The sequence below is a fragment of the Mesorhizobium sp. ISC15 genome (genome assembly GCF_037162615.1).
GTDB lineage: Bacteria > Pseudomonadota > Alphaproteobacteria > Rhizobiales > Rhizobiaceae > Mesorhizobium > Mesorhizobium mediterraneum.
The window spans coordinates 4,898,405-4,922,031 of record NZ_JAVSPX010000001.1 but is presented as its reverse complement, the minus strand read 5'-3'; the positions used below and the strand labels follow the sequence as shown (position 1 = coordinate 4,922,031).

Sequence of the window (23,627 nt, the reverse complement as noted above, 5' to 3'; positions counted from 1 at the left end):
GCTACATCCGCACTCGTTCCGCTTTCGGATCGTACATCGGCTTCAGCGACACTTCGGCGGCGAAGCGCTCGCCGGCGATCTCGATCTCGTAGGACGACGACAGCACATCCGCCTCGCTCTCGCCCTGGCAAGGCACGTAGCCGAGCCCAACGGCGCCGCCGAGATGGTGGCCGTAATTTCCCGAGGTGACCGGGCCGACAATCTTGCCGTCGCGCAGGATCGCCTCATTGTGGAAGAGCAGCGGCTCAGGGTCTCTCAGGCGGAACTGCACCAGGCGCCGGTTCAATCCGGTCTCTTTCTTCCTCAGCACGGCATCGCGGCCGAGAAAATCTCCTTTGCCGGCCTTCACCGCGAAGCCGAGGCCCGCCTCCAGCACATTGTCTTCGTCGGTGATGTCGTGGCCGAAATGCCGGAAGGCCTTTTCGATGCGGCAGGAATCCAGGGTGTGCAGACCGCAGAGTTTTAGGCCGACGTCGGCGCCAGCCTCAGCTATTGCCTCGAAGACATGGGCGGCCTGGTCGGTCGAGACATAAAGCTCCCAGCCGAGCTCGCCGACATAGGTGACGCGGTGAGCACGGGCCAGTCCCATGCCGATTTCAATCTCCTGAAACGTGCCGAATGGATTGGTTTCGTTGGAGAAATCGTTCGGGCTCAGCTTTTGAATCAATTTTCGCGAGTCCGGCCCCATCAGGCAGAGAACGGCTTCTGCAGCGGTCACATCGGTGATGACGACGAATTCATCGGTGAGGTGCTTGCGCAGCCAGGCCAGGTCGCGCTGCAGCGTCGCGCCGGGCACGACGAGGAAGTACGCCGTTTCCGACAGCCGCGAGACGGTGAGGTCGCTCTCGATGCCGCCGCGCTGGTTGAGCATCTGGGTGTAGATGATCTTGCCCGGCGCCACGTCCATGTCGTTGGCGCAAAGCTTCTGCAGCAATGCACAGGCGTCGCGGCCCTCGACACGGATCTTGCCGAACGAGGTCATGTCGAACAGGCCGACGCCGTTTCGGACCGCCAGATGTTCCTCGCGCTGGTTGTCGAACCAGTTCTGCCGCTTCCAGGAATAGCGGTATTCGTGCTCCTGGCCTTCGCGGGCGAACCAGTTGGCGCGTTCCCAGCCGGCGACTTCGCCGAACACCGCGCCGCGCGCCTTCAGATGTTCGTGTAGGGGAGAGCGTCTCACGTTCCGTGAAGTCGCCATCTGGCGGTACGGGAAATGGTCGGCGTAGAGCAGGCCGAGCGTCTCGCAGACGCGCTCTCTGAGGTAACGGCGGTTCTTCTGGAACGGCTGGGCGCGGCGGATATCGACCTCCCACAGATCGAAGGGTGCCTCGCCATCGTTGATCCATTGCGCCAGGGCCATGCCGGCGCCGCCGGAGGAGACGATGCCGATGGAATTATAGCCGGTCGCCATCCAATAGCCGGAAAGCTCCGGCGCCTCGCCGAGATAGTAGCGATCGTCGGGCGTAAAACTCTCGGGACCGTTGAAGAAGGTGTGGATGCCGGCGCTGGCCAGCATCGGCATGCGGTTGACGCCCATTTCGAGGATCGGCTCGAAATGCTCGAAATCCTCGGGCAACTGGTCGAAGCAGAAATCCTCACGGATGCCATCCATGCCCCAAGGCTTGGCTACCGGCTCGAAGGCACCGAGCATCATCTTGCCGGCATCTTCCTTGTAGTAGGCGCATTCGTCCGGCACGCGCAGCACCGGCAGCCGGGTGAGGCCGGGGATCGGCTCGGTGACGAGATAAAAATGCTCGCAGGCATGCAGCGGGATGGTGACGCCGTTCTGGCGCCCGAGCTCGCGCGCCCACATGCCGGCGCAGTTGACGACGACATCGGCCTCGATCATGCCTTGCTCGTCGCCTTGCGCCCAGGAAACGCCGGTGACGCGGCCGGCCCTAGTGTGGACCTTGGTGACCTTCACGTTCTCGACGATGGTCGCACCGCGCTGGCGCGCGCCCTTGGCCAGCGCCATGGCGATGTTGGCGGGATCGCACTGGCCGTCGAGCGGCAGATGCACGGCGCCGACCACGTCGGAAATGTTGAGATGCGGATACATCTCCTTGACTTCACCAGGCGAAATCTCGCGCACGTCGACGTCGAAGGCGCGGGCGAGAGACGCCTGCCTATAGATCTCGTGCTTGCGCTCCTCGGTCAGCGCCACGGTGATCGAGCCGACCTGGCGCATGCCGGTGCCGACATCGGTCTCGGCTTCCAGCTTGACGTAGAGGTCGGCCGAATATTTCGCCAGCCGCGTCATGTTCTGCGAGCCGCGCAACTGGCCGATCAGGCCGGCGGCGTGCCATGTCGTGCCCGATGTCAGCTGCTTTCGTTCGAGCAGCACGATATCGGTCCAGCCGAGCTTGGCCAGATGGTAGGCGACCGAGCAGCCGGAGACACCGCCGCCGATAATGACAGCCCTTGCTTTGGGAGGAATGGTTTTGGCGGGCAGGGCGCTCATGCAGCCTCACGGCGATAGCTGGAAGCAAAACGGCGCAAGCGAAGGGCTGCTTCCAAAAGCACCGCCTCGGGCTGGCAGAGGCTGACGCGAATATGGCCGGCGGCCGCCTCGCCGAAGCTTGAGCCGGGCATCACGCCGACCTTTTCCTTGTCGAGGAGAGCCCAGGCGAACTTCTCGTCGTCGGGCTCGAGAGCCGATATGTCGAGCATGACATACATGCCGCCTTCGGAACCGCGCACGGTGACGTTGTTCATGCCGCGCATGGCATCGAGGACGACGCTGCGCCTTGCAGCATAGCGTTCGGCAATCTCCGTGACGCCGTAGCCGTTTTCCAGCGCCTCGGCGCAAGCGAGGCTGATGAAGGCCGGCAAACCATAGGTCGTCACCAGATTGAGGTTGATCAGCAGCGAGATCATCGTTTCGGGGCCGGTCAGCCAGCCCATGCGCCAGCCGGTCATGCCATGGCTCTTGGACATCGAGTTGATGACGAGCGTGCGCTCGGCCATGCCGGGCAGGGCGCGGGGCGAGATATGCTCGCCACCACCCAGCGTCCAGTAGACCTCGTCCGACAGCAGCCAGAGGTCATGCTCGCGGCAGATCTGCGCCAGCTCTTCAAGATGCTGCCGCGAATAGACGGCGCCGGTCGGATTGTTCGGTGTGTTGATGAGGATGGCCCGCGTGTTCGGGCGAAGGGCGGCGCGGATCATGTCCGCGCGGGGTTGGAAACCATCCTCGGCCGGCGTCTCGACGACAGTGAATTCCGCGCCCGCCGCACTGAAGGTGTTTGGATAGGTGGCGTAATAGGGCGCGACCACGATGGCGTGGTCGCCCTGGTCGAGCACGGCCTGCACGGCAGCGTAGAGTGCAGCCTGTCCACCCTGCGTGGCGATGACCTGGTCGGGGCTGGTTGGGACGCCGGTGCAGGCGGTCGAGGCTGCCGCCATCGCCTTGCGCAGGCGCGGAATGCCGGGAAGCGGGGTGTAGTGGTGGTTGCTGGCGCGAACCGCTGTCACGCAGGCTTCGATGGTTTGGCCCGGCGCATCGAAATCATGGTCGCCGACCGACAGCATGATGATGTCCTCGCCGGCCTCCTTGCGTGCCCAGGCAGCGGAATGAACCTCCCAGCCATCCTTGCCGGAAGGCACGATGCCGGAAATACGCGATGATGGTCTGGGCATTATGCTCTTAGCCTCTCGTTCTTCGGATCCCACAGCGGCTTGTCGTTCTGTACGACCGCCGTGAAGCGCTCGCCAAAGATTTCAACCTCGACCGTGGTTCCCGGCTCGGTGAGGTCGGCGCGCAGCATGCCGAGCGCGATCGATTTGTCGATGCGATGACCCCAGCCGCCGGATGTTGTCTCGCCAACGATCTCGCCGTCATGCCACAGCGTCGACATGGTGGGCGCATCGCAGTCGCCGGGATTTTCGACGGTCAGCGTGACGAAGCGTTTCTTGACACCCTGCTGCTTCTCATTTTGCAACGCTGCCTTGCCGCGGAAATCCGGCTTGTCCCATTTGACGAAGCGCTCCAGCCCGCCCTGCAGGATCGAATAGTCGGTCGACAGATCGCCCTTCCAGGCGCGGTAGCCTTTTTCGAGCCGAAGCGAATCCAGCGCGTACATGCCGAACGGCTTCAGGCCATGCTTCTGCCCGGCCGCCCAGACGGCATCGAAGATCGCGGCGGTGTCGTCGATCTTGGTGTGGATTTCCCAGCCGAGTTCGCCGGCGAAGGACACACGCAGTAGCCTCGCCCAGCGGCCTGCGATTGTCGTTTCCTGATGCGTCAGCCAGGGCAGAGCAAGGTCGGCGGCGCAGATATCGGCGAGGATTTTTCGCGAGTTGGGTCCGGCGAGGATCTGCGTGAAATATTCCTCTGTGCGATCGATCAGCTTGAATGTCGCATGCTTCGGCATGCGTGATTTCAGCCACTCGAAATCGTGCCACTGCGCCACCGCGGCGGTGATCAGCGTCATCAGGTTCTCATCGTGACGCACCACAGACATTTCGGTGACGATGCGGCCCTTGTCGTCGGCAAAATAGACGAGGCCGATGCGGCCGGGTTTCGGCACCAGCCCGGTGACTTGCTGGCTCAGCCATTCGGCAGCGCCAAGGCCGTCGAGGTTGAAGCGGGAGAAACCAGGCAGGTCCAAAATGCCGGCGGCGTCGCGCACGGCGAGGCACTCTTCGCGGACGCGATGCTGCCAGGGCCCGTAGCGGCGGAAGGTCAGCGTCGCGGCTTCCGAGACGTCGTCGCCGGCTTGCGCGTACCAGGTGGCGCGCTCCCAGCCATTATAGGCGTCGAAGCAGGCGCCGAGCGCCTTGATGCGATCGTGGATCGGCGACAGTTTACGGTCGCGTCCAGCCGGCCAGGCATGGCGCGGGAATTGGATGGCGTATTCGTTGCCGTAGATCTCCATGCCCTTGGCGATGCAGTAATCCGGGGCCGAGGCAAAGCTGGTGAAGCGACGCGGATCGCAGGACCACATGTCCCACTCGGTCTGGCCCTCAGTCACCCATTCGGCCAGCACCTTGCCGGCGCCGCCGCCCTGGGCGATGCCGAAAGTGAAGACGCAGGCCTCGAAGGCGTTGGGCACGCCGGGCATCGGGCCGATCAGCGGGTTGCCGTCCGGCGCGTAGGGGATCGGGCCGTTGATGACTTTTGACAGGCCGGCGGTGCCGAGGATAGGCACGCGGGCGACGGCATCGGCCAGATAGTCCTCCAGCCGGTCGAGATCGTCGGGGAACAGCTGGAACGAAAAATCATCGGGCATGGGGTCGTTGTGGCCGACCCAATGCGCACGGCAATTGCGCTCATAGGGGCCGAGATTCATGCCGTTCTTTTCCTGGCGCAGATAATAGGAGGTGTCGACATCGCGCAGCAGCGGCAGTTTCTTGCCTTGCTCCTTCGACCATGCGGCCAGTTCGGGGATTTCCTCGAACAGGATATATTGATGGCTCATCACCATCATCGGCACGTCGCGGCCGAACATCTTGCCGACTTCGGCCGCGCGGTAGCCGGCGGCGTTGACGACGATCTCGCAGCGGATCTCGCCCTGCGCTGTTACAACCACCCACTCGTCCTTCTCGCGGCGCACGCCGGTGACCGGACAGAAGCGGATGATCTTCGCTCCCATGTCGCGGGCGCCCTTGGCCAGCGCCTGGGTCAGCTGCGCCGGATCGATGTCGCCGTCGCTCGGATCGTAGAGCGCGCCCTTCAGCTCATGCGTTTCGATGAATGGATAGCGGCGCTTGATTTCGTCGAGCCCGACCACGTCGATGTCCATGCCCTGATAGCGGCCCATGCCCTTGGCGCGCTGGAACTCCTGCATGCGTTCGACCGTATGAGCCAGCCTGAGCGAGCCGGTGACGTGGTAGTTCATGGGATAGCCGACCGCATCGGCCAGCCCGCGATAAAGCTCCGTCGAATAGCGCTGCATGTTCATCAGCGACCACGACGAGGAGAAGGTCGGCACATTGCCGGCCGCATGCCAGGTCGAGCCGGAGGTGAGCTCGTTCTTCTCCAGGAGCACGCAGTCGGTCCAGCCCGCCTTGGCGAGATGGTAGAGCGAGGAGGCGCCGACGACACCGCCTCCGATGATCACCACACGTGCCGTGGTCGGCAAACCCGCCATGTTTTTCTCCAGACCTATATTCAGTAGACAGGTGGCGAAACCACCCAGATGACGACAGCCGGCTCCGCTCCAGGATTGCGCCAGCGGAACGGCTTGCCGTCGAAGCGAAAGGAGTCGCCCTCACCAAGCCGGTGCCAGACGCCTGATATCTCGATGTCGAAGCTGCCGGAAGCGACATATCCGGCTTCCTCCGTCGGCCGGCGCGCCTCGGTCTTCAGCTCCGCACCCGGCGCGAAGACCGAACGCAGCATCTCGAAGCTACCGCCGAGATCAGGCGAAAGAAGCTCCTCCACCAGGCCGGAATCGCTTGTGCCAAGCGTGCGGCGGCTGCCGGCGCGCACGACCACGCCGCGCTCGTTCTCGACGGGCACGTCGTGACTGAAGAACAGGCTGACCGGCACGCCGAACAATTCCGCGAAGGCCCTGAGATCGCTGAGCAAGGGTATCGACAGGCCGCGCTCGACCTGACTGACCCAGCCGACGGAGCGGCCGAGCTTCAGGCCGATCTCGGCAAGCGTCAGCCCGCGCGCCCTGCGCAGCGCCCTGATATCGCCGGCCAGCAGCCGTTCGCGGTTTTCCTGCTCCGATCTGACGGCGGTTGAGGTCAAGCCATTTCTCTTACTGAAAAATTCCCCTTGGTGAAAAATTTGGGGGAAATTTCATGAGAGGTCAAGTTCGTGAAAAAATCAAGACGATTTTCATGAGGCCACAAGATTTGCTTGCGCCATTTTGGCGGTTCAGGCAAAGGCTCGGCCACGAACGGCGATTGAGGGCGCCCGGTCGACGCTTACGATAGAGCGCCACGCGTCAATTGGACCCGCAATGGTGCTCTCCCATTTTCTGGACGGCGCATGATCTTTCCGGAATCGATTCCGGTTTAGGGATTACGCGTAAAGGGACGGCCCATGCTGGAAAACAACACCCGGATTGCCAAGGATGCGGCGATCGTCGACGAGGCGATCACGTCACGCCGTTCTGTGCGGGCCTTCCTGCCCGAGATGGTCGATGACGAGACGATCCGCGCCATTCTCTCTGTCGCCGCGCGTGCACCTTCGGGCACCAACATGCAGCCCTGGCGGGTCTACGTCACCAAGGGCGAGGTCAAGCAGCGGATCACCGACGCCATCCTCAATTCCGGCATCCGCGCCGAAAAGGCCGACTGGGACGAATATCGCTATTACCCCGACCAGTTCTTCGAACCGTATCTCACCCGGCGGCGCGCGAATGGCTTCGGCCTCTACGGCGCGCTCGGCATCGGCCGGCGCGAGGTGGACAGGATGCGTGCGCAGCACGACCGCAACTTCGTCTTCTTCGACGCACCGGTCGGCATGATTTTCACGGTCGACCGGCGGCTGAACAAGGGCTCGTGGATCGATTACGGCATGTTCCTGCAGAACATCATGGTGGCGGCGCGGGGCAGGGGCCTGCACACCTGTCCGCAGGCGGCCTTTGCACCGTATCACAAGCAGATCAGGCCGGTGCTTAATATCCCCGACGAGGAGATCGTCGTCTGCGGCATGGCGCTCGGCCATGAGGACAGATCCAAGCCCGAAAACGAGTTCCGCACCGACCGCGCGCCGCTGGAAGAGTGGGTGACATTCGCCAAATGAGGTGGCGCCAAATGAGGTGGCGCCAAGTGAGGTGACGACGCGCCGCCTCGGTCTACTGCACCTCGTAGCCGACTTCCTCGCTGGCATGGCAGAGCGCCTTCCAGAACGAGCGCGCAAACGAGCGGAACACATAGATGTCGAACTGGTCGGCGCCGGTGCGCTGGATCTGCGCGAAGACGTCATGATGCATGGTCGAGCGGCCGGCGCCGACCGGGAAGGCCGGCAGCGCGAAGTCGATGGCGAAGAGTTTTGCCAGCACCCATTCGGCCTTTGGTCCGGCGATGCGGATCGCGGTGCGGCCGTGCGACAGGTCGGTCACCGTGCCGATCGCCGGGGTGACGACATTGGCAAAGGCTGATGCCAGGCCTTCGGCCTCGTCGACCACTGTGAATTTTCCCGGCGCGAAGCCGAACACCGACCTCACGCCGTCGGTGCTGCCGGCGCCGGCGCCATCGGGCAGAGCAAGGCCGGTAACGGTGCGGATGCCTGATATCAACTTCTTCTCCTGGCCCGGCCAGGCAGCGAGCTGCAGGATCGATCCCGGCCTGGTTTCGGAGAGGATGACATCGATGCCGTGTTCGAAATCGCCGTGCGAGCCGGTGCGCAGTTCCGGCTCAAGCGGTGCCAGCTCAAGCGGTGATTGGCGCTCAACCATGCATGCGGCTCCCGTCCGGATCAAAGAAGTGGTTGGAGACGATCTCGACCGGGCCGAACCGGTTGCGCAGGGGATCGGAGATATGGGCGCGCGTGCCGCGCCGTGCCTTGCCGTCCTTGACCATAGCGAGCGCGATGTATTTGCCGAACGCCGGCGAATAACAGCAAGCGGTGATGTGGCCGATGGAATCGTGCGGATTGGCTTCGTCAAGCGCCTCGACGATGTGCGCGCCGCCGTTGAGCGGTTGGTTGTCCAGCGAAATCAGACCGACGAGTTCCAGCCGGCCGGGAGCGATCAGCCCCTCGCGATCCATCATCGCCGAGCCGATGAAGGGCTTTTTCTTGGACAGCATCCAGTCGAGATGCAGGTCGCGCGCCGTGGTTCGGCCGTCGATCTCGGCGCCGGTGACGTGGCCTTTCTCGATGCGCATCGTGCCCAGCGCCTCGAGCCCGTAAGTCACCAGTCCGAACGGCTTGCCGGCTTCGATCAACGCTTCCCAGACATGGGTGCCGTACCCGGCGCCGGAGTAAACTTCGAAGGCCATTTCGCCGGAGAAAGACAGCCGGCAGATCATCACCGGCACGCCTGATATCTTGCCGTGCACGATGCCCATGAAAGGCAGCGTGGCGTTGTCGACGGCGGTGCCAGTGATGCAAGCGGCAAGAATGGCTCGCGCCTTTGGTCCGCCGATGGCGGCACCCGCCCATTCGTCGGTCACCGAGGTGACGTGGACCTTCAGCTCCGGCCAGATAACGTCAAGGAAATACTCCAGATGCTGCATCACCTTGCCGGCATTGGCCGTGGTGGTGGTCATCAGGAAGTCCTGATCCCCGAGCCGCCACGTCGTGCCGTCGTCGAAAGCGAGGCCGTCCTCGCGCAGCATCAGCCCGTAGCGGGCCTTGCCGACGGCCAGCGTCGAGAACATGTTGGTGTAGACCCGATCGAGGAATTCCGCTGCGTCCGGACCCTGCACGGCGATCTTGCCCAGTGTCGAGACATCGACGATGCCGGCGCTCTCGCGCGTCGCCCTGGCTTCGCGCACATAGGCCTGCTCGATCGTCTCGCCGGGATGGCCATAAATCATCGGGCGATACCAGAGGCCGGCCGAATACATGGTTGCGCCATTGGCGACGTGCCAGTCATGCATCGGCGTCAGCCGCTCTGGCCTCAGGTCGCCGAAGCGTTCTGCGGCGAGCGAGCCGATAGACACCGCGGAAAAGGGCGGGCGGAAGCGTGTCGTGCCGACTTCCGGGATCGGCTTGCCCAGCGCTTCGGCCATGATGGCGAGGCCGGGTATGTTGGAGTTCTTGCCCTGGTCGGTCGCCATGCCGAGCGTGGTGTAGCGTTTCAGGTGCTCGACCGAGACAAAGCCTTCGCGATGCGCCAGCCGCACATCCTCCGCGGTCACGTCGTGCTGGAAATCGACGAAGCTTTTTCCATCGGCCTTGATCTCGAACACAGGCGCCGGGTCGGGATCGCCGGGTGCTGCTTCGACGACCGGCAAGGCCGTTGGTGCGCCGGTCCCGCCGGCCGCCGAAAGCCCGGCCGCGCGACCTTCGGCGATGGCCTCGGCGGTGGAGAAGCTGCCGGTGAAAGCGCCGGCGCCAATCCATTGCTGGGTTGGCTTCGGTGGCAGGAAGGCTTGCCTGGCGGCATTCCATTCCGCCTTAGCGCCGGCCTGACTGGCCAGATGGATGGTCGGCGACCAGCCTCCCGACATCAGCAGGCAGTCGGCTTGAATGCTGCGCGGATCGCCGGCAAGCGCGCCGTTGACCATGTCGAAGCGCTGCACCTTGATGCCGGACAGCGCCTTGCCGCCTTCGGTGGCGACCACGGCGTGACCGGCAAGAATCTTGGCTTCCGCTTCATCGGCGAGCTCGCGCATCTCGCTCGAAAGCTCCGGCCGCACGTCGACGATGGCGACGATGGCCGCGCCGGCATTCTTCAGCGCAAGAGCGGAGCGATAGGCGCTGTCATTGTTGGTGAAGATTGCGATCCTGTTGCCCGGCAGCACGCCGTACTCGTTGGCGTAGCGCTCGGCGGCATGCGCCAGCATCACACCCGGCCGGTCGTTGCCCGGAAACACCAGCGGCCGCTCGAAGGAGCCGGTGGCCAGCACCACCGATTTGGCGCGAATGGTCCAGTAGCGATGGCGCGGTTCGCCCTTGCCTGGTCTCTCCTTATGGTCGGTGACCCGTTCAAGCGCAGCGAGCGTGTTGCCGTCGTAATAGCCCCAGACCGTGGTGCGCGGCAGCAGGCGGACATTGTCATAGCCTTCGAGCTGGCCGGCGGCTCGCGCTGCCCAGTCCGCCCCGGGCATGCCGTCGATCGTCTCGCCTGACCAGTTGGCCGAGCCGCCGAAATGCGGTTCGAGCTCGCTGAGGATGACACGCGCGCCCTGATCGGCGGCTGCCCTGGCGGCCATCAGCCCGGCCGGACCTGAGCCGACCACCAGCACATCGCAGAAAGCGTTCATGCGCTCATAACGCGCCGTGTCGGGAGCAGTCCCGGCGCGGCCGAGACCGGCGGCCCGGCGGATGAAATGCTCGCAGAACATCCAGAAACGCGTGCTCTTCAGCGGGCCGATCGCGGGTCCCATGAAGGTCTTGTAATAGAAGCCGGCGGACAGAAGCTTGCCGCCGAGCTGATTGACGGCGCTGACATCCCAGGACAGCGATGGAAAGCGGTTCTGGCTGACAACGGTCAGCCCGTCATAGATCTCGACCATGGTCGCGGCAATATTGGGCTCGCGAACCTCGCCCCGCAGCACCGTCACCAGGGCGTTCGGCTCCTCGACGCCTGATGTCAGCACGCCGCGCGGGCGGTGATATTTGAACGAGCGCCCGAACAAGGTGACGCCATTGGCCAGCAGCGCCGAGGCAAGCGTGTCGCCGGCATGGCCGGTGTAAGGCGCGCCATCGAAGGTGAACCGGATGGTTCGCAGCCGGTCGATCCGACCACCGGCATCCGTGCGGCGTGGGCTCATGCCTTGCCCTCCGCCTTGTGGCGCGCAGCGGCTTTGTGGTCGCCGCGCGCGAAGGCGACGCTGGAGATATCGTGTGTCAGCGTGTTGCGCACGACCTTGAGATGGGCGCGGCAGCCGCCGGAATGCTGCCAGATCTCGTTGTGGTCACCCGCCGGATTCAACCGATCGTAAACATAGGCGTTCCAGGCGTCGAGATTCTGCGACGCGGGCTGAGGGCGCTCGCGGTTGCCGTCGCCCTGGTAGGTGAACTCGATGACATCGCGCGGGCCGCAATAGGGGCAAGTGATCAGCATTTTCGTCTTACCTAATGCAGCCGCGGCGTCGCGCCCTGGCCCTTGTCGTCGATCACCATGCCGCGATGGAAGCGGTCGAGCGTGAAGGGCGCGTTGAAGTCGTGCGGCTCGTCCTTGGCGATGGTCCAGGCAAAGCACCAGCCAGACGCCGGCGTCGCCTTGAAGCCGCCGTAGCACCAGCCGCAGTTGAGATACATGCCCGGCAGCGGGCCGGTGGTGATGATCGGCGAGCCGTCCATCGACATGTCGCAGACGCCGCCCCAGGAGCGCAGCATGCGCACGCGCGCAAGCCCCGGAAACAGCGCCAGCATCTCGCTCATCACCTCGTCGACAATAGGCAAACTGCCGCGCTGGGCGTAGCTGTTGTAGCCGTCGAGATCGCCGCCATAGACAAGGCCGCCCTTGTCCGATTGGGACATGTAGAAATGGCCCATGCCGAAGGTGAGGACGGTATTGACGAATGGCTTCAGCGATTCCGTCACGAAGGCCTGCAGCACATGGCTCTCGATCGGCATCGTCTCGATGCCGGCAAGCTGCATGACCCGTCCGGTGCTGCCGGCCACCGCGACCGCCACCTTCTTGGCGCGGATCTCACCACGCGAGGTCGAGACGCCGGTGACGCGGTCGCCATCACGCAGGAAACCGGTGACCTCGCAATTTTCGATGATGTCGACGCCGCGACGGTCGGCGCCGCGCGCATAGCCCCAGGCGACGGCATCGTGGCGGGCGGTGCCGGCGCGCGGTTGCATCAGCCCGCCGACGACCGGGAAGCGAGCCGCGCCCGAGACGTCCAGCGCCGGTATCAGGCGTGCGATCTCCGCCGTGGTCATCAGTTCGGCGTCGACGCCGAGATGGCGCATGGCGTTGCCGCGTCGCGCAAGATCGTCAAGCTGGGCAGGCGTGTGCGCCAGGTTCAGGCAGCCGCGCTGCGAGAACATGACGTTGTAGTTGAGGTCGTGCGACAGGTTCTCCCACAGCTTCATCGAATGTTCGTAGAAGCGGGTGTTGGCAGGCAGCAGGTAGTTGGAGCGAACGGCCGTCGTGTTGCGGCCGACATTGCCGGAGCCGAGCCAGCCCTTCTCCAGCACCGCGACATTGGTGATGCCGTGCTCCTTGGCGAGATAATAGGCGGTCGACAGGCCGTGGCCGCCGCCGCCGATGACAATCACGTCGTAGGATGCCTTCGGATCCGGCTTGCGCCAGGCCGGCTTCCAGTCCTTGTTGCCGGTCAGCGCGTTTTTGAGAAGCGAGAAGGCCGAATATTCCGCCATTCTTATTGTTATCCGTTCTGGCTTTTTGTCATCCGTTTTGGGCGATGCGGCACACTATAGAGCAGGCCGCTGCCGCAAAGCCAATATTGCGCCATCGCTTTTCGACTGGCCGACTCCGAAAACGAGCCGCCCGCGACGGCTTGCTCCTTGATATGAGCGTCTTTATCAAGGACGGGCTTTTGAAACCGCCTTTTGCCGTCCGCGAGTCGCCGGAAACATCATGTTCTTTCGTTTGCTCCGCCTGGTTCTGATCCTTGCGCTTTTCGTCTTGGCGCCGCCGTCTTCCGACGCGATGGCGCAGGCCATCGGCCAAGGCGCCGCCGCGCTGATCGCAGAGCAGATGAAGGCGATCCAGGACCTGACCGCCAAAACCGACGATCTCGAGAAAAAGATACCGCAGGAGGCCGAGGAGGACGCGGGCCTCGTCGATATCCGGCTGCAACTGGAGGATATTTCGCGGGCAGCGTTGACCAGTGCGCTGGCATTTCGTTCGCGTCTTGCCGACATCAACAACCGTATCGAGGTGCTGGGCGCGCCGCCGGCCGAGGGTCAGCCACAGGAACCCGAGATCGTCACCAGCGAGCGCGGGGCACTGGCCGCCGAAAAGGCGGAGATCAATGCCGTCATCGCCAGCGCGCAGAACCTGTCGATCCGCATCAGCGGACTGATCGACAAGATTAGCACCATGCGCAGCGAGCTGTTTCGGAATGTGCTCACCAAACGTTATGTGCTGTCCGATGCACTGAGCCCGGAGGTCTTCTCCGATGCGCAGGACGAATACGCCAATTTTTACAAGGCGGTATCGTCCTGGCTGACCTTCGCCTTCAAGTTCAAATTCCAGGCCGTGCTGGCTGCGACCTTGATGGCGCTTTCGCTGGCTGCAGTGCTTTTTGTCGGTGGGCGGCGTCTGTTCGGGCGTGTCTTCGAAGCGGACCCTTCCGTTGAGGACCCCTCCTATCTCAGCCGGCTGTCGGTGGCGTTCTGGTCGACATTGCTGCCGACGCTGGCGGTCGGCGTCTTCCTGGTCTCGACCGTGTTCTTTTTCAACTACTACAACGTGTTGCGCGGCGATATCGGTGTATTCCTGAATGCGCTGGTCGCCGTCATAGCGGTGGTGTTCTGCGTCAACCGGCTGACCAATGCGGCGCTGGAGCCGCGGCTGCCGAACTGGCGGCTCATACCCGTTGAAACCGGCCCGGCACGCTGGCTGGTGCGGCTGACGACGGCCATGGCGGTGGTTATCGGCATCAATAATTTCCTGTCGGTCGTCAATGACAAGATGGGCTCGCCGCTGTCGCTGACCATCGCCAGAAGTTTTGTCGCCACCATCATCGTTGGCGTCATCCTGATCCTGATGGGGCTGCTGAAACCGTTCAAGGCCACCGACGGACGCTGGCGGCCCTGGCCGGCGTGGCTGCGGTACACCGCCTTCGCGCTAGGCCTTTTCACCGTCGCCGCGGCGCTGCTCGGCTATATCGGCCTTGCCATCTTCGTCTCGCTGCAGGTCGTGGTCACCGGCACCATACTGGTCACCGCCTATATCGGCTTCCTGTCGGCGCGGGCGATCAGCGAGGAAGGCGGCTTTGCCAACACGTCGATCGGGCGCTGGCTGTCGGTCAATTCCAGCTATGAGGAGTCCGCGCTCGACCAGCTCGGCCTGGTCGTCAGCGTCGCCATCAATGTCATGATCGTGCTGGTATTCCTGCCGCTGATCCTGCTGATGTGGGGCTTCCAGCCCGGCGACATCCAGGCCTGGGGCTACAAGCTGGCGACGGGCCTGACCATCGGCTCGGTGACGATCTCGTTGACCGGCATCCTGAGCGGCATCGTTGTCTTCATCATCGGCTATTTCCTGACGCGCTGGTTCCAGGGCTGGCTCGACGGCTCGGTGATGGCGCGCGGCAAGGTCGATACCGGCGTGCGCAACTCGATCCGGTTGGCGGTCGGCTATGCCGGCGTCGCGCTCGCAGCGCTCGTCGGCGTCTCGGCGGCTGGCATCGATCTCTCCAACCTGGCGCTTGTCGCCGGCGCCCTGTCCCTCGGTATCGGCTTTGGCCTGCAGAACGTCGTCTCCAACTTCGTCTCCGGCCTGATCCTTTTGGCGGAGCGGCCATTCAAGGTCGGTGACTGGATCGTCGCCGGTGACATCAGCGGCACGGTCAAGAAGATCAGCGTGCGCGCTACCGAGATCGAGACGTTCCAGCGGCAGTCGGTGATCCTGCCCAATTCAAACCTGATCAACAATGCCGTCGGCAACTGGACGCACCGGAACAAGCTCGGTCGCATCGACATCAAGGTCGGCGTCGCCTACGGCAGCGACGTAAAACAGGCCCATGCTGCGCTTTTGGAGATCGCGCGTGGCCATCCGCTGGTGCTGAAGAATCCCGAACCCTTCGTGCTGTTCACCAATTTCGGGCCGGCCGCTCTCGAATTCGAAATCCGCGTGTTCCTGGCGGACGTGATGAACGGCAACGTCGTGCAGAACGACATCCGGTTTGCCGTCCTCGATGTGTTCGCCGACCAACATATCGAAATTCCATCGGCGCCGCGCGCCGTCGTAGAGACCAAGAAGCATGAGGCGTGGCCGATCGACGACGACAAGATCGAAGTCGATTTTGCCGAACAGGAGCAAGCGAAGGCGGAAGCCGTGGCCGAGGCGAAACGCCTGGCCAAATCCGGGCGCAAGATCCGCAAGCCGGATCCCGATTAGGATCTATCAAGATTCAGCTGATGCCAGCTCTCGGCGCAGCGAGAACCAAATGCGGCATGAATGCGGCATTCAGTTGCCGTTCAGCTTGCATCTCATATAAGCTCACATGCAAAGGGCGAGAATGCCTTGCGAAATGCAACAGAGGCGGTGGAAACACCGATATTGCAAATGTGGAAGTCTCTCGTCGCCGCCATCGCTTTTCTTGCCGTGGGCGGTTCAGCCTTCGCCGCCAGCGCGACCAACAAGGACGCCGAGACCCGCACGCTGGTCGTGACCGAAGGCGGTGGCAAAACGGAGCTGGCGCTGGCCGCCGGCGAAACCGCGGAATTCTGCCCGAGCGGGTGTTTCGTTACCATGCCGAATGGCGACCTCGAGGCGCTGACCGGCTCGGAAACGATCGAAATCTCAGGCGGGGTCGCCCGTATCAAGTAACCCGCATGAAGTAACGTTGACTGCTTGCTTTCGAAGGCCGGGAAAATGCCCGGCCTTTTTATCGTTTCGGGTCATCGATGCTTAACGATGAAGAGCGAAATTCCGTCATGCAAGCCAAGCCAGGCTGGGCGTTTTAACGTTCGCTGCGCTGTTCCCCGCTATATCGAGCCGAAGACGCCGAAGCACGGCGCTGGTTTTGGATCGGCGCATGATCCTTTCCGAAAAAATCGGTTTTCGGGGTCATGCGCTTTCAGGCAGGGCAACGAAAATGGATGCGCGGTCGGACAGGAACGCAATTCCGCTTGCGGTCGATCTCGACGGCACGCTGATCGCGACGGACCTGTTGTGGGAAGGGCTGTTCATCCTTCTCAAGAAGAATCCGCTCTATATCTTCCTCGTGCCGTTTTGGCTTGCCGGCGGGCCGGCGCAGTTGAAGCAGGCCATCGCTCAACGCGTCGAGATCGACCCTGCATCGCTGCCTTATCGCGAGACGCTGCTTCAGCGCCTTCGCATTGAACATGGCGAGGGCCGCCAGATCGTGCTGGCGACCGGCACGCCACGCAAATTCGCCGAGGCGATCGCCGCGCATCTCGGGATATTCGATCGCGTCCTGGCGACCGATGGCCCCTACAACATGACTGCAGGCAGAAAGCGCGCTTCGCTTGTCGCCGCCTATGGCGATGGCGGCTTCGACTATGCCGGAAACAGCCGGCACGACCTTAGCGTATTCGACGCCGCGCGCACGGCAATCGTCGTCGCGCCCGACCGCCATGCTGCGCGCTGGCAGGCCGCGCACAGTGCCGAAATGATGCCGGCGCCGAAGCCGACATTCAGGACCATCGTCAAGATGCTGCGTGTTCATCAGTGGCTGAAGAACTCGCTGATCGCGGTGCCGATGGTGCTGTCGCACGAATACTTCAACGCCGACATGATCTGGGAATGCTTGCTGGCATTCGTCTCGTTCAGCGCGGTCGCTTCCGCCATCTACATCCTCAACGATTTCTTCGATCTCGCGCTCGACCGCAAACATCTGACCAAGCGCAGCCGGCCATTCGCCAGCGGCGCGCTGTCGATCCCGTTCGGCCTCGGTTCGATGGCGGTGCTGCTTGCAATAGGTGTTGGAGCAGGGCTTCTGCTGCCGATCGGATTCCTCGGCGTTCTCGGCGGCTACATCATTGTCACCACCGCCTATTCGCTGTCGTTCAAGCGCATGCTCCTGATCGACGTGCTGACGTTGGCCGGTCTCTACACGATCCGCGTTCTGGCGGGCGCCGCGGCGACCGGCGTCGACGTCTCGTTCTGGCTGCTGGCCTTCTCGATCTTCTTTTTTCTGTCGCTGGCGCTGGTGAAGCGTTTCGTTGAGCTGCGCACGACCGCCATTCCAGCCGGCGAGCGCATTGCCGGCCGCGGCTACCGCACCGAAGACCAGGAGATCGTCGCCCAGGCGGGCATGGCCTCGGCCTTTTCCTCGGCACTGGTGCTGGCCCTCTATATGGACAGCGTTGCGGTGCGCGAACTCTATCCGCACCCCTGGCTGGTCTGGCCGCTGGCCCCGATCGTGCTCTATCTGACCATGCGCGTCTGGATACTCGCCCGCCGCGACGAGATGCACGACGATCCGGTCGTCTTCATCATTCGCGACTGGCGCAGCCAGATCGTCGTGCTCATCGGCGCCGTGTTTCTGGTCGCCGGAGGCTGGTAGGCGTGGCGAAGCAGCGTTTTCAGAGCTTCGGCCTTGCCACGCCGCCGGCACTCGATGTGATCCCGGCGGACGACGCTGTTGCGTTGCTGAAGAGCGGCAAGGCGACAAGAAACGCCTTGCTCGCCTATGGCAACGGCCGCTCCTATGGCGATTCCTGCCAGAACGAGGCTGGCAAGGTCGTCGACATGCGGCCGCTGAATCGCATCCGCGCCTTTAATGCCGAGACCGGCGTGATGGAGGCCGAGGCCGGCGTGCTTCTGCCCGACATCATCGCCCATGCGGCGCCCTACGGATTCTTTCCGGCCGTCGTTCCTGGCACGCAGTTCGTCACGCTCGGCGGCGCCATCGCCAATGATGTTCACGGCAAGAACCATCACCGGCGCGGCACCTTCGGCTGCCATGTCGAATCCTTCACGCTGCTCAGATCGGATGGACGGACCTACTACTGCTCGGCCACCGACAACGCACGCCTGTTTGCCGCAACGATCGGCGGCATGGGGCTGACCGGACTGATCCTGTCGGCATCGATCCGGCTGATGCGGGTGCCATCGCTCGACATCGTCGAGACGACGACGCCGTTCCGCGACCTCGGCGAATTCTTCGAGCTTGCCGAAGCGGCCGACCAGGCCAACGAATACGTCGTGGCCTGGATTGACCAGCTTGCCGGCGGCCACGGCCGTGGGCGCGGGCTGCTGTTCACCGGCAATCACGCCGAGCATGGCTCCCATGTGGCCTTGCGTGCAGGCGGGAATCTTTCGGTGCCGTTCCAGCCGCCATTCAACGTGCTCAACCGGCCGTTCCTGACTGCCTTCAACGCCGCTTACCGGTGGAAGAAAGGCCGGTCTACGGCGCCGCGCCGCGTCGGCTATCAGGGTTTTTTCTTTCCGCTCGACGGCGTCGGCAACTGGAACCGGCTCTACGGACCGAACGGTCTTTTCCAGCACCAGAGCGTGGTGCCGGAAGACGTCGCGCGCCGGGCGGTGCCGGCGCTGCTCGCGGCGGCAAAACGGGCCAGGCAGGGCTCGTTCCTCACGGTCCTGAAGCGCTTCGGCCCGATCCGCTCGCCGGCACTGCTGTCGTTCCCGCGGCCGGGTTTCACGCTGACGCTGGATTTTCCCAACCGTGGCCGGGCGACACTGGCGCTGCTGAAGGAGCTCGACCAAATCACAGTCGACGCCGGTGGCGCGGTCAATCCTTACAAGGACGCCCGAATGGGCGTTGACGTTTTCGCCGCGTCCTTTCCGGAATGGCAGCGCCTCGAAGCCATCCGCGACCCCGCCTTCATGTCGAGCTTCTGGGCGCGAACGGCGAAAAGGCTCGACGCTCGACGCGACCCCGCCGAAGCCGAGGATTCGATAAGATTCGAATAGTTCATGGTTAATGGAACGATAAGGTAAAGCTTTCTTCGAGTTTTCCTGTGCTTCACGAAATGTTTGCAGGTTTTTAATAGAACGAGGAAGGGTTGCTGGAAAAGACATGAAATACATCGTCTTCATTCTATTCACGGTCATGACCAACGCCGCTGCGCAGCTCATGCTGAAGCAGGGCATGATGTCGCTCGGCCAGATTTCCTTCGAGGGCACCAATCCATTGCTGAAGCTGTTGCAGATCGTCTTCAGCCCGTGGGTTTTCCTCGGCCTGTGCACCTTCGTCATCTCGATGGCGTCGCACCTCTATGTGCTGTCCAAGGTCGAGCTCAGTTTCGCATACCCATTCCTCAGCCTCGCCTATGTCGCCGTTGCGATCTTCGCCTATTTCGTCTTCCGCGAGGACCTCAATGGCTGGCGTATCGCCGGCATCGCTTTCATCTGCGTCGGCACGGTGCTGATCGCGCAAAGTGGCCGGGATCTGGGTGGGCGCGGGCATGACGAGGAAACGGCCTCCCTTTCGTCCGACAAGATTCACAGTGGGATCGTTCGATGAGACATGTGATCTTCGGCGGTGACGGTTTCGTCGGCCGCCACCTTGCCCCGAAACTTCTGGCCGACGGCGAGGAGGTGGTTGTCGCCGATATCGCTAAAAGCGATCTGCCGCATTACCGCTCGGTCCGCACTATCAGCTGCGACGTCACCGATCCGGCCTCGGTCGCTTCGGTCGGGCTGAAGGCCGACGACATGGTCTACAATCTGTCGGCGAAAATGCTGTCGCCGATCCAGGTCCGCGCCAAACGCCACGAGTTCTTCTTCCCGGTGAATTTCCACGGCACCGAGCACATCCTGCAGGCGATGGACAAGGCCGGTGCTCCGAGGCTCGTCCACTACACGACCGACATGATCTACGGCCACACGGTCACACAACCGATGACGGAGGACCATCCGGTCGCGCCGCTCGGCGAATATGGCTGGTCGAAGCAGAAGACCGAGGAACTGGCCGCCGAATGGCGCAAGCGCGGCATGTCGATCTCGCTGTTTCGGCCGCGCCTCATCATCGGCCCCGGCCGCCTCGGCATCCTCGAGAAACTGTTCAAGCTGATCGACTGGAACTTTCCGGTGCCGATGATCGGCTCGGGCAAGAACCCCTATCAGTTCATCTCGGTGTTCGACTGCGCCGAGGCCGCGCGCGCCGCCTGGAAGGCGGGCGTGCCTGATGAGGCCTATAATCTCGGCTCGCTCAATCCGCCGCCGGTCAGGAAACTGCTCGGCGATCTGATCAGGCATGCCGGTTCGAAGTCGATCCTGATTCCGACACCGGGCTGGGCGGTCAAGCGCACGCTCGACCTGCTCGACCTCTTGAACATGCCGATCATGGATCCGGAGCAGTATCTGATCGCCGACGAGGACTGCGTGCTCGACGTGTCCAGGGCCGAGCGCCAACTCGGCTGGGTGCCGCAATATCGCGACGAGGACATGCTGATCGCCGCCTACAGCGAATATCGCGCCAAGAAAGACGGCCATGCCGTCGCCGCCAAACATGTGCCCGCCGAGTGAAGGGCCAGCAGGAGACTCTTGAGATGACCGTCATGACCAAGCCAGACCACACGACTGCGCGCGCCACGGTCAGCGCGCCGGCGCTTTCGCCCGCCACCACCGTCAAGCCCGATCTGATCAGCGTCGAGCAGGCCAAGACGATGGACGTCGCGCGCATGACCGACCTGTTCAAGGCGCACCTCAACCCCGGCCAGCTGCATTTCATGAAGCTGCTCGGCTTCCACAAGATCAAGATCGAGCGTGCCGAAGGCATGTTCTACATCGATCAGAACGGCCGCAGAATCCTGGATTTCTTCGGTGGTTTCGGCTCGCTGGCCTTCGGCCACAATCATCCGCGCCTTCTCGAAGCGCGCAAGAAATTCCAGGATGAGAAGCGGCAGGAAATCGCCATCGCGTTCATGTCGCAATATGCGGCGGCCCTGGCGCACAATCTCGCCAAATGCTCGCCCGGCGATCTCGACATGGTGTTTCTGGGCTCGTCCGGCTCAGAAGCCATGGAAGCGGCCGTGAAGCTCGCCGAGCGAGCCGCCGGCCCGAAGCGGCCGAAGGTCGTCTATGCCGAGAATTCCTTCCACGGCAAGACCAAGGGTGTGCTGGCGATTACCGACGGCTCGCTCTACCGCGCCGACTTCAAGGTCGCCGACAATGTCGTGCGTATCCCGTTCGCCGACATCGAGGCGGTCGAGCGCACCTTCCGCTCCGATCCCGAGGTCGGCGTCATCGTGCTGGAAACCATCCAGGGCGGCGGCGGGATCATCCAGGCGCCTGCCGAATACTGGCAGAAGTTGCGCGCGCTCTGCGATCAGTATGGCGTGCTGTGGGTCGCCGACGAGGTGCAGTGCGGCTATGGACGCTCCGGCCGTTTCTATGCCTTCGAGCATTACGGCGTCGTTCCTGATGTGACGGCGCTGGCGAAGTCGCTCGGCGGCGGCAAGGCCGCAGTCGGCGCGATGATCGCCAGGCGCGAGGTCTACATGAAGGCCTATGGCACGCCGAAGACGGCGATGATCCACGCCATGGCGACCTTCGGCGGCATGGGCGAGGCCTGTGTCACCTCGATCGAGGCGCTCAACGTGCTTTACGACGAGGGACTGATCGACAACGCCGCGATGACCGGCGACTACCTCCTGCAACGGCTGCAAGCGCTCAAGGAGAAATATCCCAAGATCATCAAGGACGTGCGGGGCAAGGGGCTTATGGTCGGGCTGGAATTCCACGACTTTTCGCAGACCTTGCCGATGGTGCTGCGGCCTGTGGTCAGCGTGCTTGACGACAAGCTGAAGGGATCTTTGTCCGGTTTCGTCGGAGCGCTGCTGCTGCGCGACTACGACGTGCTCGTCGCCTTCACCGAATACAACCGCAACGTCATCCGCCTCGAACCACCGCTGATCTGCCAGCGCGAACATGTCGACCGCTTCGTCGAGGCGCTCGACAGCCTGCTGTCGCGCGGCATCGTGTCGATCGTGAAGGATTTCGTCAAAAGCCAGGTCCGCTAGGCTGCTGAGCGAAACCATGCTGACCAAATCCCCCGTTCCGCCAAACCTGCTCGACCGGCTCACCGAGGCCGGTCTGGCGTGGGGCGAGGGCACCTATGCGCGTCTTGCCGCACCGATCGGGGCGGCGGCCTTTGCGCTCTACATCCTTCTGACGGCCGTGACGGCATGGTTCATGCCCGACGCCAATTGGGACATGCTGCCCTATCTGGCGATCGCCGAGGAAGGCACCTACCCCGATGTGCAGGCGCTGCACGACTATGCCTATGGCACGGTCAAGGACGGTGTGTCGGCTGGCGAATACAAGACACTGACGGACGACAGCGGCGGCTTCCGCAGCCATATGGCCGGCAACGCCGCCGACTTCCATTCTCTGCTCGGCATGTACCGGGTCAAGTTCCTCTACGCCGAGATCCTTTCGATAACCAGTTCGGTGATGTCGCCGATCGATGCGATGCGGCTGTTACAGGTATTGTCGGTGCTGCTGTTCGGCGCGATCACGCTGTTCTGGCTGCGTGCGGAAGGCGCGCTGGCTCTGGCGCCGGTCGCCGGCGCGGTGCTGATCACGGCCGAATTCGGCGACGTAGCGCGGGCCGCTACGCCGGATCTGCTGTGCTCGGCCCTGTTCCTCGGCGGGCTTTTTGCGTATGTGCGCGGCCGCGAGGTGGCCACCGCAATCTTGCTCTTTCTCGCCTTCATGGCGCGGCCCGACAACGTCGTCTTTCTTGCCATCTTCGCCATGTTACTGGTCGCCTTCCGGCAGAAGGCGTGGGGCGCGCTGGCCGGCTTTGCCGCCTGCTTGGTCGCCTATTTCGCCATCTCGCATTGGGCGCAGCATCCCGGCTGGTGGCCGCATCTGTGGTTCTCCAGCATCGAGCAGCACTACAATATGGACGGCTTCGATCCACCGTTCTCGGTTGTCGCCTATCTCCGGGCCTTTGCCGCCTCCCTGGTCCGCGCCGTCAGCCTCAACAGCTGGATCGGCGTCTCGGTGCTGGCGCTGGCGGGGTGGTATGCCTCAAGCCGCGCCGGCTTCAAGCTCGACCGCCGCGCCGGAATCCTGTTCGCGGCATTGGTGCTCGGCGTGCTGGCCAAGTTCACCGTCTTCCCGATCCACGACACCCGCATCTACTTTCCCAACCTGATTCCGCCGTTTCTGCTGCTCGCTGGTCCATTCATGGCGCTGTGGACGAGCATCAAAGGGCGACGAGCCGCAGTGTTGCACGTCATTCCGGGCGATAAACCATGAGTTCCGTCTCCAGCCCGGCGCGCATCATTGTCGCTTGAAGCCGCTGATCTCAACTGCAGTGCCACGCGTCCTTTGGACGCGCAAAGGACGCCGTAGAACTTCTTTCTGCGCATGATCCCAGCGAAAATCGATTCCGATTTTTCGGCGTTATGCGTCCGGGTCGCGCCGCACCTGCGGCGTGTCGCAAACAGGCGGTAGCACGATGGC

The 23,627-nt window shown here is 63.2% G+C and carries 17 protein-coding genes; 9 read left to right on the top strand and 8 right to left on the bottom strand.

What is annotated here, in order from left to right:
* Position 1: 1 nt before the first annotated feature.
* The 4 genes from RPG13_RS23620 to RPG13_RS23605 are packed head-to-tail and all read right to left on the bottom strand — an operon-like array spanning position 2 to position 6,700.
* Complete coding sequence (locus RPG13_RS23620) at positions 2-2,461, bottom strand: GcvT family protein (RefSeq protein WP_337126124.1); 2,460 nt, start codon at positions 2,459-2,461, stop codon at positions 2-4.
* Positions 2,458-3,639 carry a pyridoxal phosphate-dependent aminotransferase gene (locus RPG13_RS23615; RefSeq protein ID WP_095486730.1) on the bottom strand — a complete coding sequence of 394 codons (1,182 nt, stop codon included), beginning with the start codon at positions 3,637-3,639 and terminating at the stop codon, positions 2,458-2,460. Before RPG13_RS23615 ends, RPG13_RS23620 begins: the two co-directional genes overlap by 4 nt.
* On the bottom strand, positions 3,639-6,092 hold the full coding sequence (locus RPG13_RS23610; protein WP_095486729.1) for a GcvT family protein: 2,454 nt from the start codon (positions 6,090-6,092) through the stop codon (positions 3,639-3,641). The genes RPG13_RS23615 and RPG13_RS23610 overlap by 1 nt, the downstream gene beginning before the upstream one ends.
* A 20-nt stretch (positions 6,093-6,112) precedes the next feature.
* On the bottom strand, positions 6,113-6,700 hold the full coding sequence (locus RPG13_RS23605) for a helix-turn-helix domain-containing protein (protein WP_337126121.1): 588 nt from the start codon (positions 6,698-6,700) through the stop codon (positions 6,113-6,115).
* A gap of 297 nt (positions 6,701-6,997) precedes the next feature.
* On the opposite strand from RPG13_RS23605, the gene RPG13_RS23600 reads away from it, so the two are divergent.
* On the top strand, positions 6,998-7,702 hold the full coding sequence (locus RPG13_RS23600) for a nitroreductase (RefSeq protein ID WP_095486727.1): 705 nt from the start codon (positions 6,998-7,000) through the stop codon (positions 7,700-7,702).
* 52 nt (positions 7,703-7,754) lie between these two features.
* Here RPG13_RS23600 and RPG13_RS23595 read toward each other — a convergent pair whose 3' ends face one another.
* Genes RPG13_RS23595 through RPG13_RS23580 form a run of 4 tightly spaced genes read right to left on the bottom strand, consistent with a single transcriptional unit; the run spans position 7,755 to position 12,907 of the window.
* Positions 7,755-8,357, bottom strand: coding sequence for a sarcosine oxidase subunit gamma (locus tag RPG13_RS23595; protein WP_126106093.1), 603 nt, complete (start codon positions 8,355-8,357; stop codon positions 7,755-7,757).
* A complete protein-coding gene (locus RPG13_RS23590) occupies positions 8,350-11,343 on the bottom strand; it encodes a sarcosine oxidase subunit alpha (protein ID WP_337126119.1) in 2,994 nt (997 codons plus the stop codon). The genes RPG13_RS23595 and RPG13_RS23590 overlap by 8 nt, the downstream gene beginning before the upstream one ends.
* Positions 11,340-11,636 carry a sarcosine oxidase subunit delta gene (locus RPG13_RS23585; RefSeq protein ID WP_095486724.1) on the bottom strand — a complete coding sequence of 99 codons (297 nt, stop codon included), beginning with the start codon at positions 11,634-11,636 and terminating at the stop codon, positions 11,340-11,342. Before RPG13_RS23585 ends, RPG13_RS23590 begins: the two co-directional genes overlap by 4 nt.
* An 11-nt stretch (positions 11,637-11,647) precedes the next feature.
* Positions 11,648-12,907, bottom strand: coding sequence for a sarcosine oxidase subunit beta (locus tag RPG13_RS23580; protein ID WP_095486723.1), 1,260 nt, complete (start codon positions 12,905-12,907; stop codon positions 11,648-11,650).
* Between the two features lie 220 nt (positions 12,908-13,127).
* Here RPG13_RS23580 and RPG13_RS23575 point away from each other — a divergent pair, with 220 nt between their 5' ends.
* The 8 genes from RPG13_RS23575 to RPG13_RS23540 all read left to right on the top strand — a co-directional run bounded on the left by RPG13_RS23575 (position 13,128) and on the right by RPG13_RS23540 (position 23,420).
* Positions 13,128-15,617 (top strand): mechanosensitive ion channel family protein, encoded by a 2,490-nt coding sequence (locus RPG13_RS23575; protein WP_095486722.1) that lies wholly within the window; start codon positions 13,128-13,130, stop codon positions 15,615-15,617.
* 168 nt (positions 15,618-15,785) lie between these two features.
* On the top strand, positions 15,786-16,049 hold the full coding sequence (locus tag RPG13_RS23570; RefSeq protein WP_095486721.1) for a hypothetical protein: 264 nt from the start codon (positions 15,786-15,788) through the stop codon (positions 16,047-16,049).
* A gap of 268 nt (positions 16,050-16,317) precedes the next feature.
* Positions 16,318-17,751 (top strand): UbiA family prenyltransferase, encoded by a 1,434-nt coding sequence (locus RPG13_RS23565; RefSeq protein ID WP_095486760.1) that lies wholly within the window; start codon positions 16,318-16,320, stop codon positions 17,749-17,751.
* Between the two features lie 2 nt (positions 17,752-17,753).
* On the top strand, positions 17,754-19,121 hold the full coding sequence (locus tag RPG13_RS23560; RefSeq protein WP_337126118.1) for an FAD-binding oxidoreductase: 1,368 nt from the start codon (positions 17,754-17,756) through the stop codon (positions 19,119-19,121).
* A 106-nt stretch (positions 19,122-19,227) separates the two neighbouring features.
* Positions 19,228-19,674 carry an EamA family transporter gene (locus tag RPG13_RS23555; protein ID WP_095486719.1) on the top strand — a complete coding sequence of 149 codons (447 nt, stop codon included), beginning with the start codon at positions 19,228-19,230 and terminating at the stop codon, positions 19,672-19,674.
* Positions 19,671-20,678, top strand: coding sequence for an NAD-dependent epimerase/dehydratase family protein (locus tag RPG13_RS23550; RefSeq protein WP_337126117.1), 1,008 nt, complete (start codon positions 19,671-19,673; stop codon positions 20,676-20,678). Before RPG13_RS23555 ends, RPG13_RS23550 begins: the two co-directional genes overlap by 4 nt.
* A 23-nt stretch (positions 20,679-20,701) precedes the next feature.
* Positions 20,702-22,174 (top strand): aspartate aminotransferase family protein, encoded by a 1,473-nt coding sequence (locus tag RPG13_RS23545; RefSeq protein ID WP_337126115.1) that lies wholly within the window; start codon positions 20,702-20,704, stop codon positions 22,172-22,174.
* Between the two features lie 16 nt (positions 22,175-22,190).
* The gene (locus RPG13_RS23540; RefSeq protein ID WP_337126114.1) at positions 22,191-23,420 is read left to right on the top strand and encodes a hypothetical protein; all 1,230 of its coding nucleotides are present in this window, start codon (positions 22,191-22,193) and stop codon (positions 23,418-23,420) included.
* The last annotated feature ends 207 nt before the right edge of the window (positions 23,421-23,627 follow it).

Bases quoted from the DNA above. Each gene is read 5' to 3' on its own strand.
- RPG13_RS23585 (WP_095486724.1), bottom strand. From the start codon at position 11,636: ATGCTGATCACTTGCCCCTATTGCGGCCCGCGCGATGTCATCGAGTTC.
- RPG13_RS23575 (WP_095486722.1), top strand. From the start codon at position 13,128: ATGTTCTTTCGTTTGCTCCGCCTGGTTCTGATCCTTGCGCTTTTCGTC.
- RPG13_RS23620 (WP_337126124.1), bottom strand. From the start codon at position 2,461: ATGAGCGCCCTGCCCGCCAAAACCATTCCTCCCAAAGCAAGGGCTGTC.
- RPG13_RS23610 (WP_095486729.1), bottom strand. From the start codon at position 6,092: ATGGCGGGTTTGCCGACCACGGCACGTGTGGTGATCATCGGAGGCGGT.
- RPG13_RS23550 (WP_337126117.1), top strand. From the start codon at position 19,671: ATGAGACATGTGATCTTCGGCGGTGACGGTTTCGTCGGCCGCCACCTT.
- RPG13_RS23590 (WP_337126119.1), bottom strand. From the start codon at position 11,343: ATGAGCCCACGCCGCACGGATGCCGGTGGTCGGATCGACCGGCTGCGA.
- RPG13_RS23600 (WP_095486727.1), top strand. From the start codon at position 6,998: ATGCTGGAAAACAACACCCGGATTGCCAAGGATGCGGCGATCGTCGAC.
- RPG13_RS23540 (WP_337126114.1), top strand. From the start codon at position 22,191: ATGCTGACCAAATCCCCCGTTCCGCCAAACCTGCTCGACCGGCTCACC.
- RPG13_RS23580 (WP_095486723.1), bottom strand. From the start codon at position 12,907: ATGGCGGAATATTCGGCCTTCTCGCTTCTCAAAAACGCGCTGACCGGC.
- RPG13_RS23615 (WP_095486730.1), bottom strand. From the start codon at position 3,639: ATGCCCAGACCATCATCGCGTATTTCCGGCATCGTGCCTTCCGGCAAG.
- RPG13_RS23545 (WP_337126115.1), top strand. From the start codon at position 20,702: ATGACCGTCATGACCAAGCCAGACCACACGACTGCGCGCGCCACGGTC.
- RPG13_RS23555 (WP_095486719.1), top strand. From the start codon at position 19,228: ATGAAATACATCGTCTTCATTCTATTCACGGTCATGACCAACGCCGCT.
- RPG13_RS23565 (WP_095486760.1), top strand. From the start codon at position 16,318: ATGGATGCGCGGTCGGACAGGAACGCAATTCCGCTTGCGGTCGATCTC.
- RPG13_RS23570 (WP_095486721.1), top strand. From the start codon at position 15,786: ATGTGGAAGTCTCTCGTCGCCGCCATCGCTTTTCTTGCCGTGGGCGGT.
- RPG13_RS23595 (WP_126106093.1), bottom strand. From the start codon at position 8,357: ATGGTTGAGCGCCAATCACCGCTTGAGCTGGCACCGCTTGAGCCGGAA.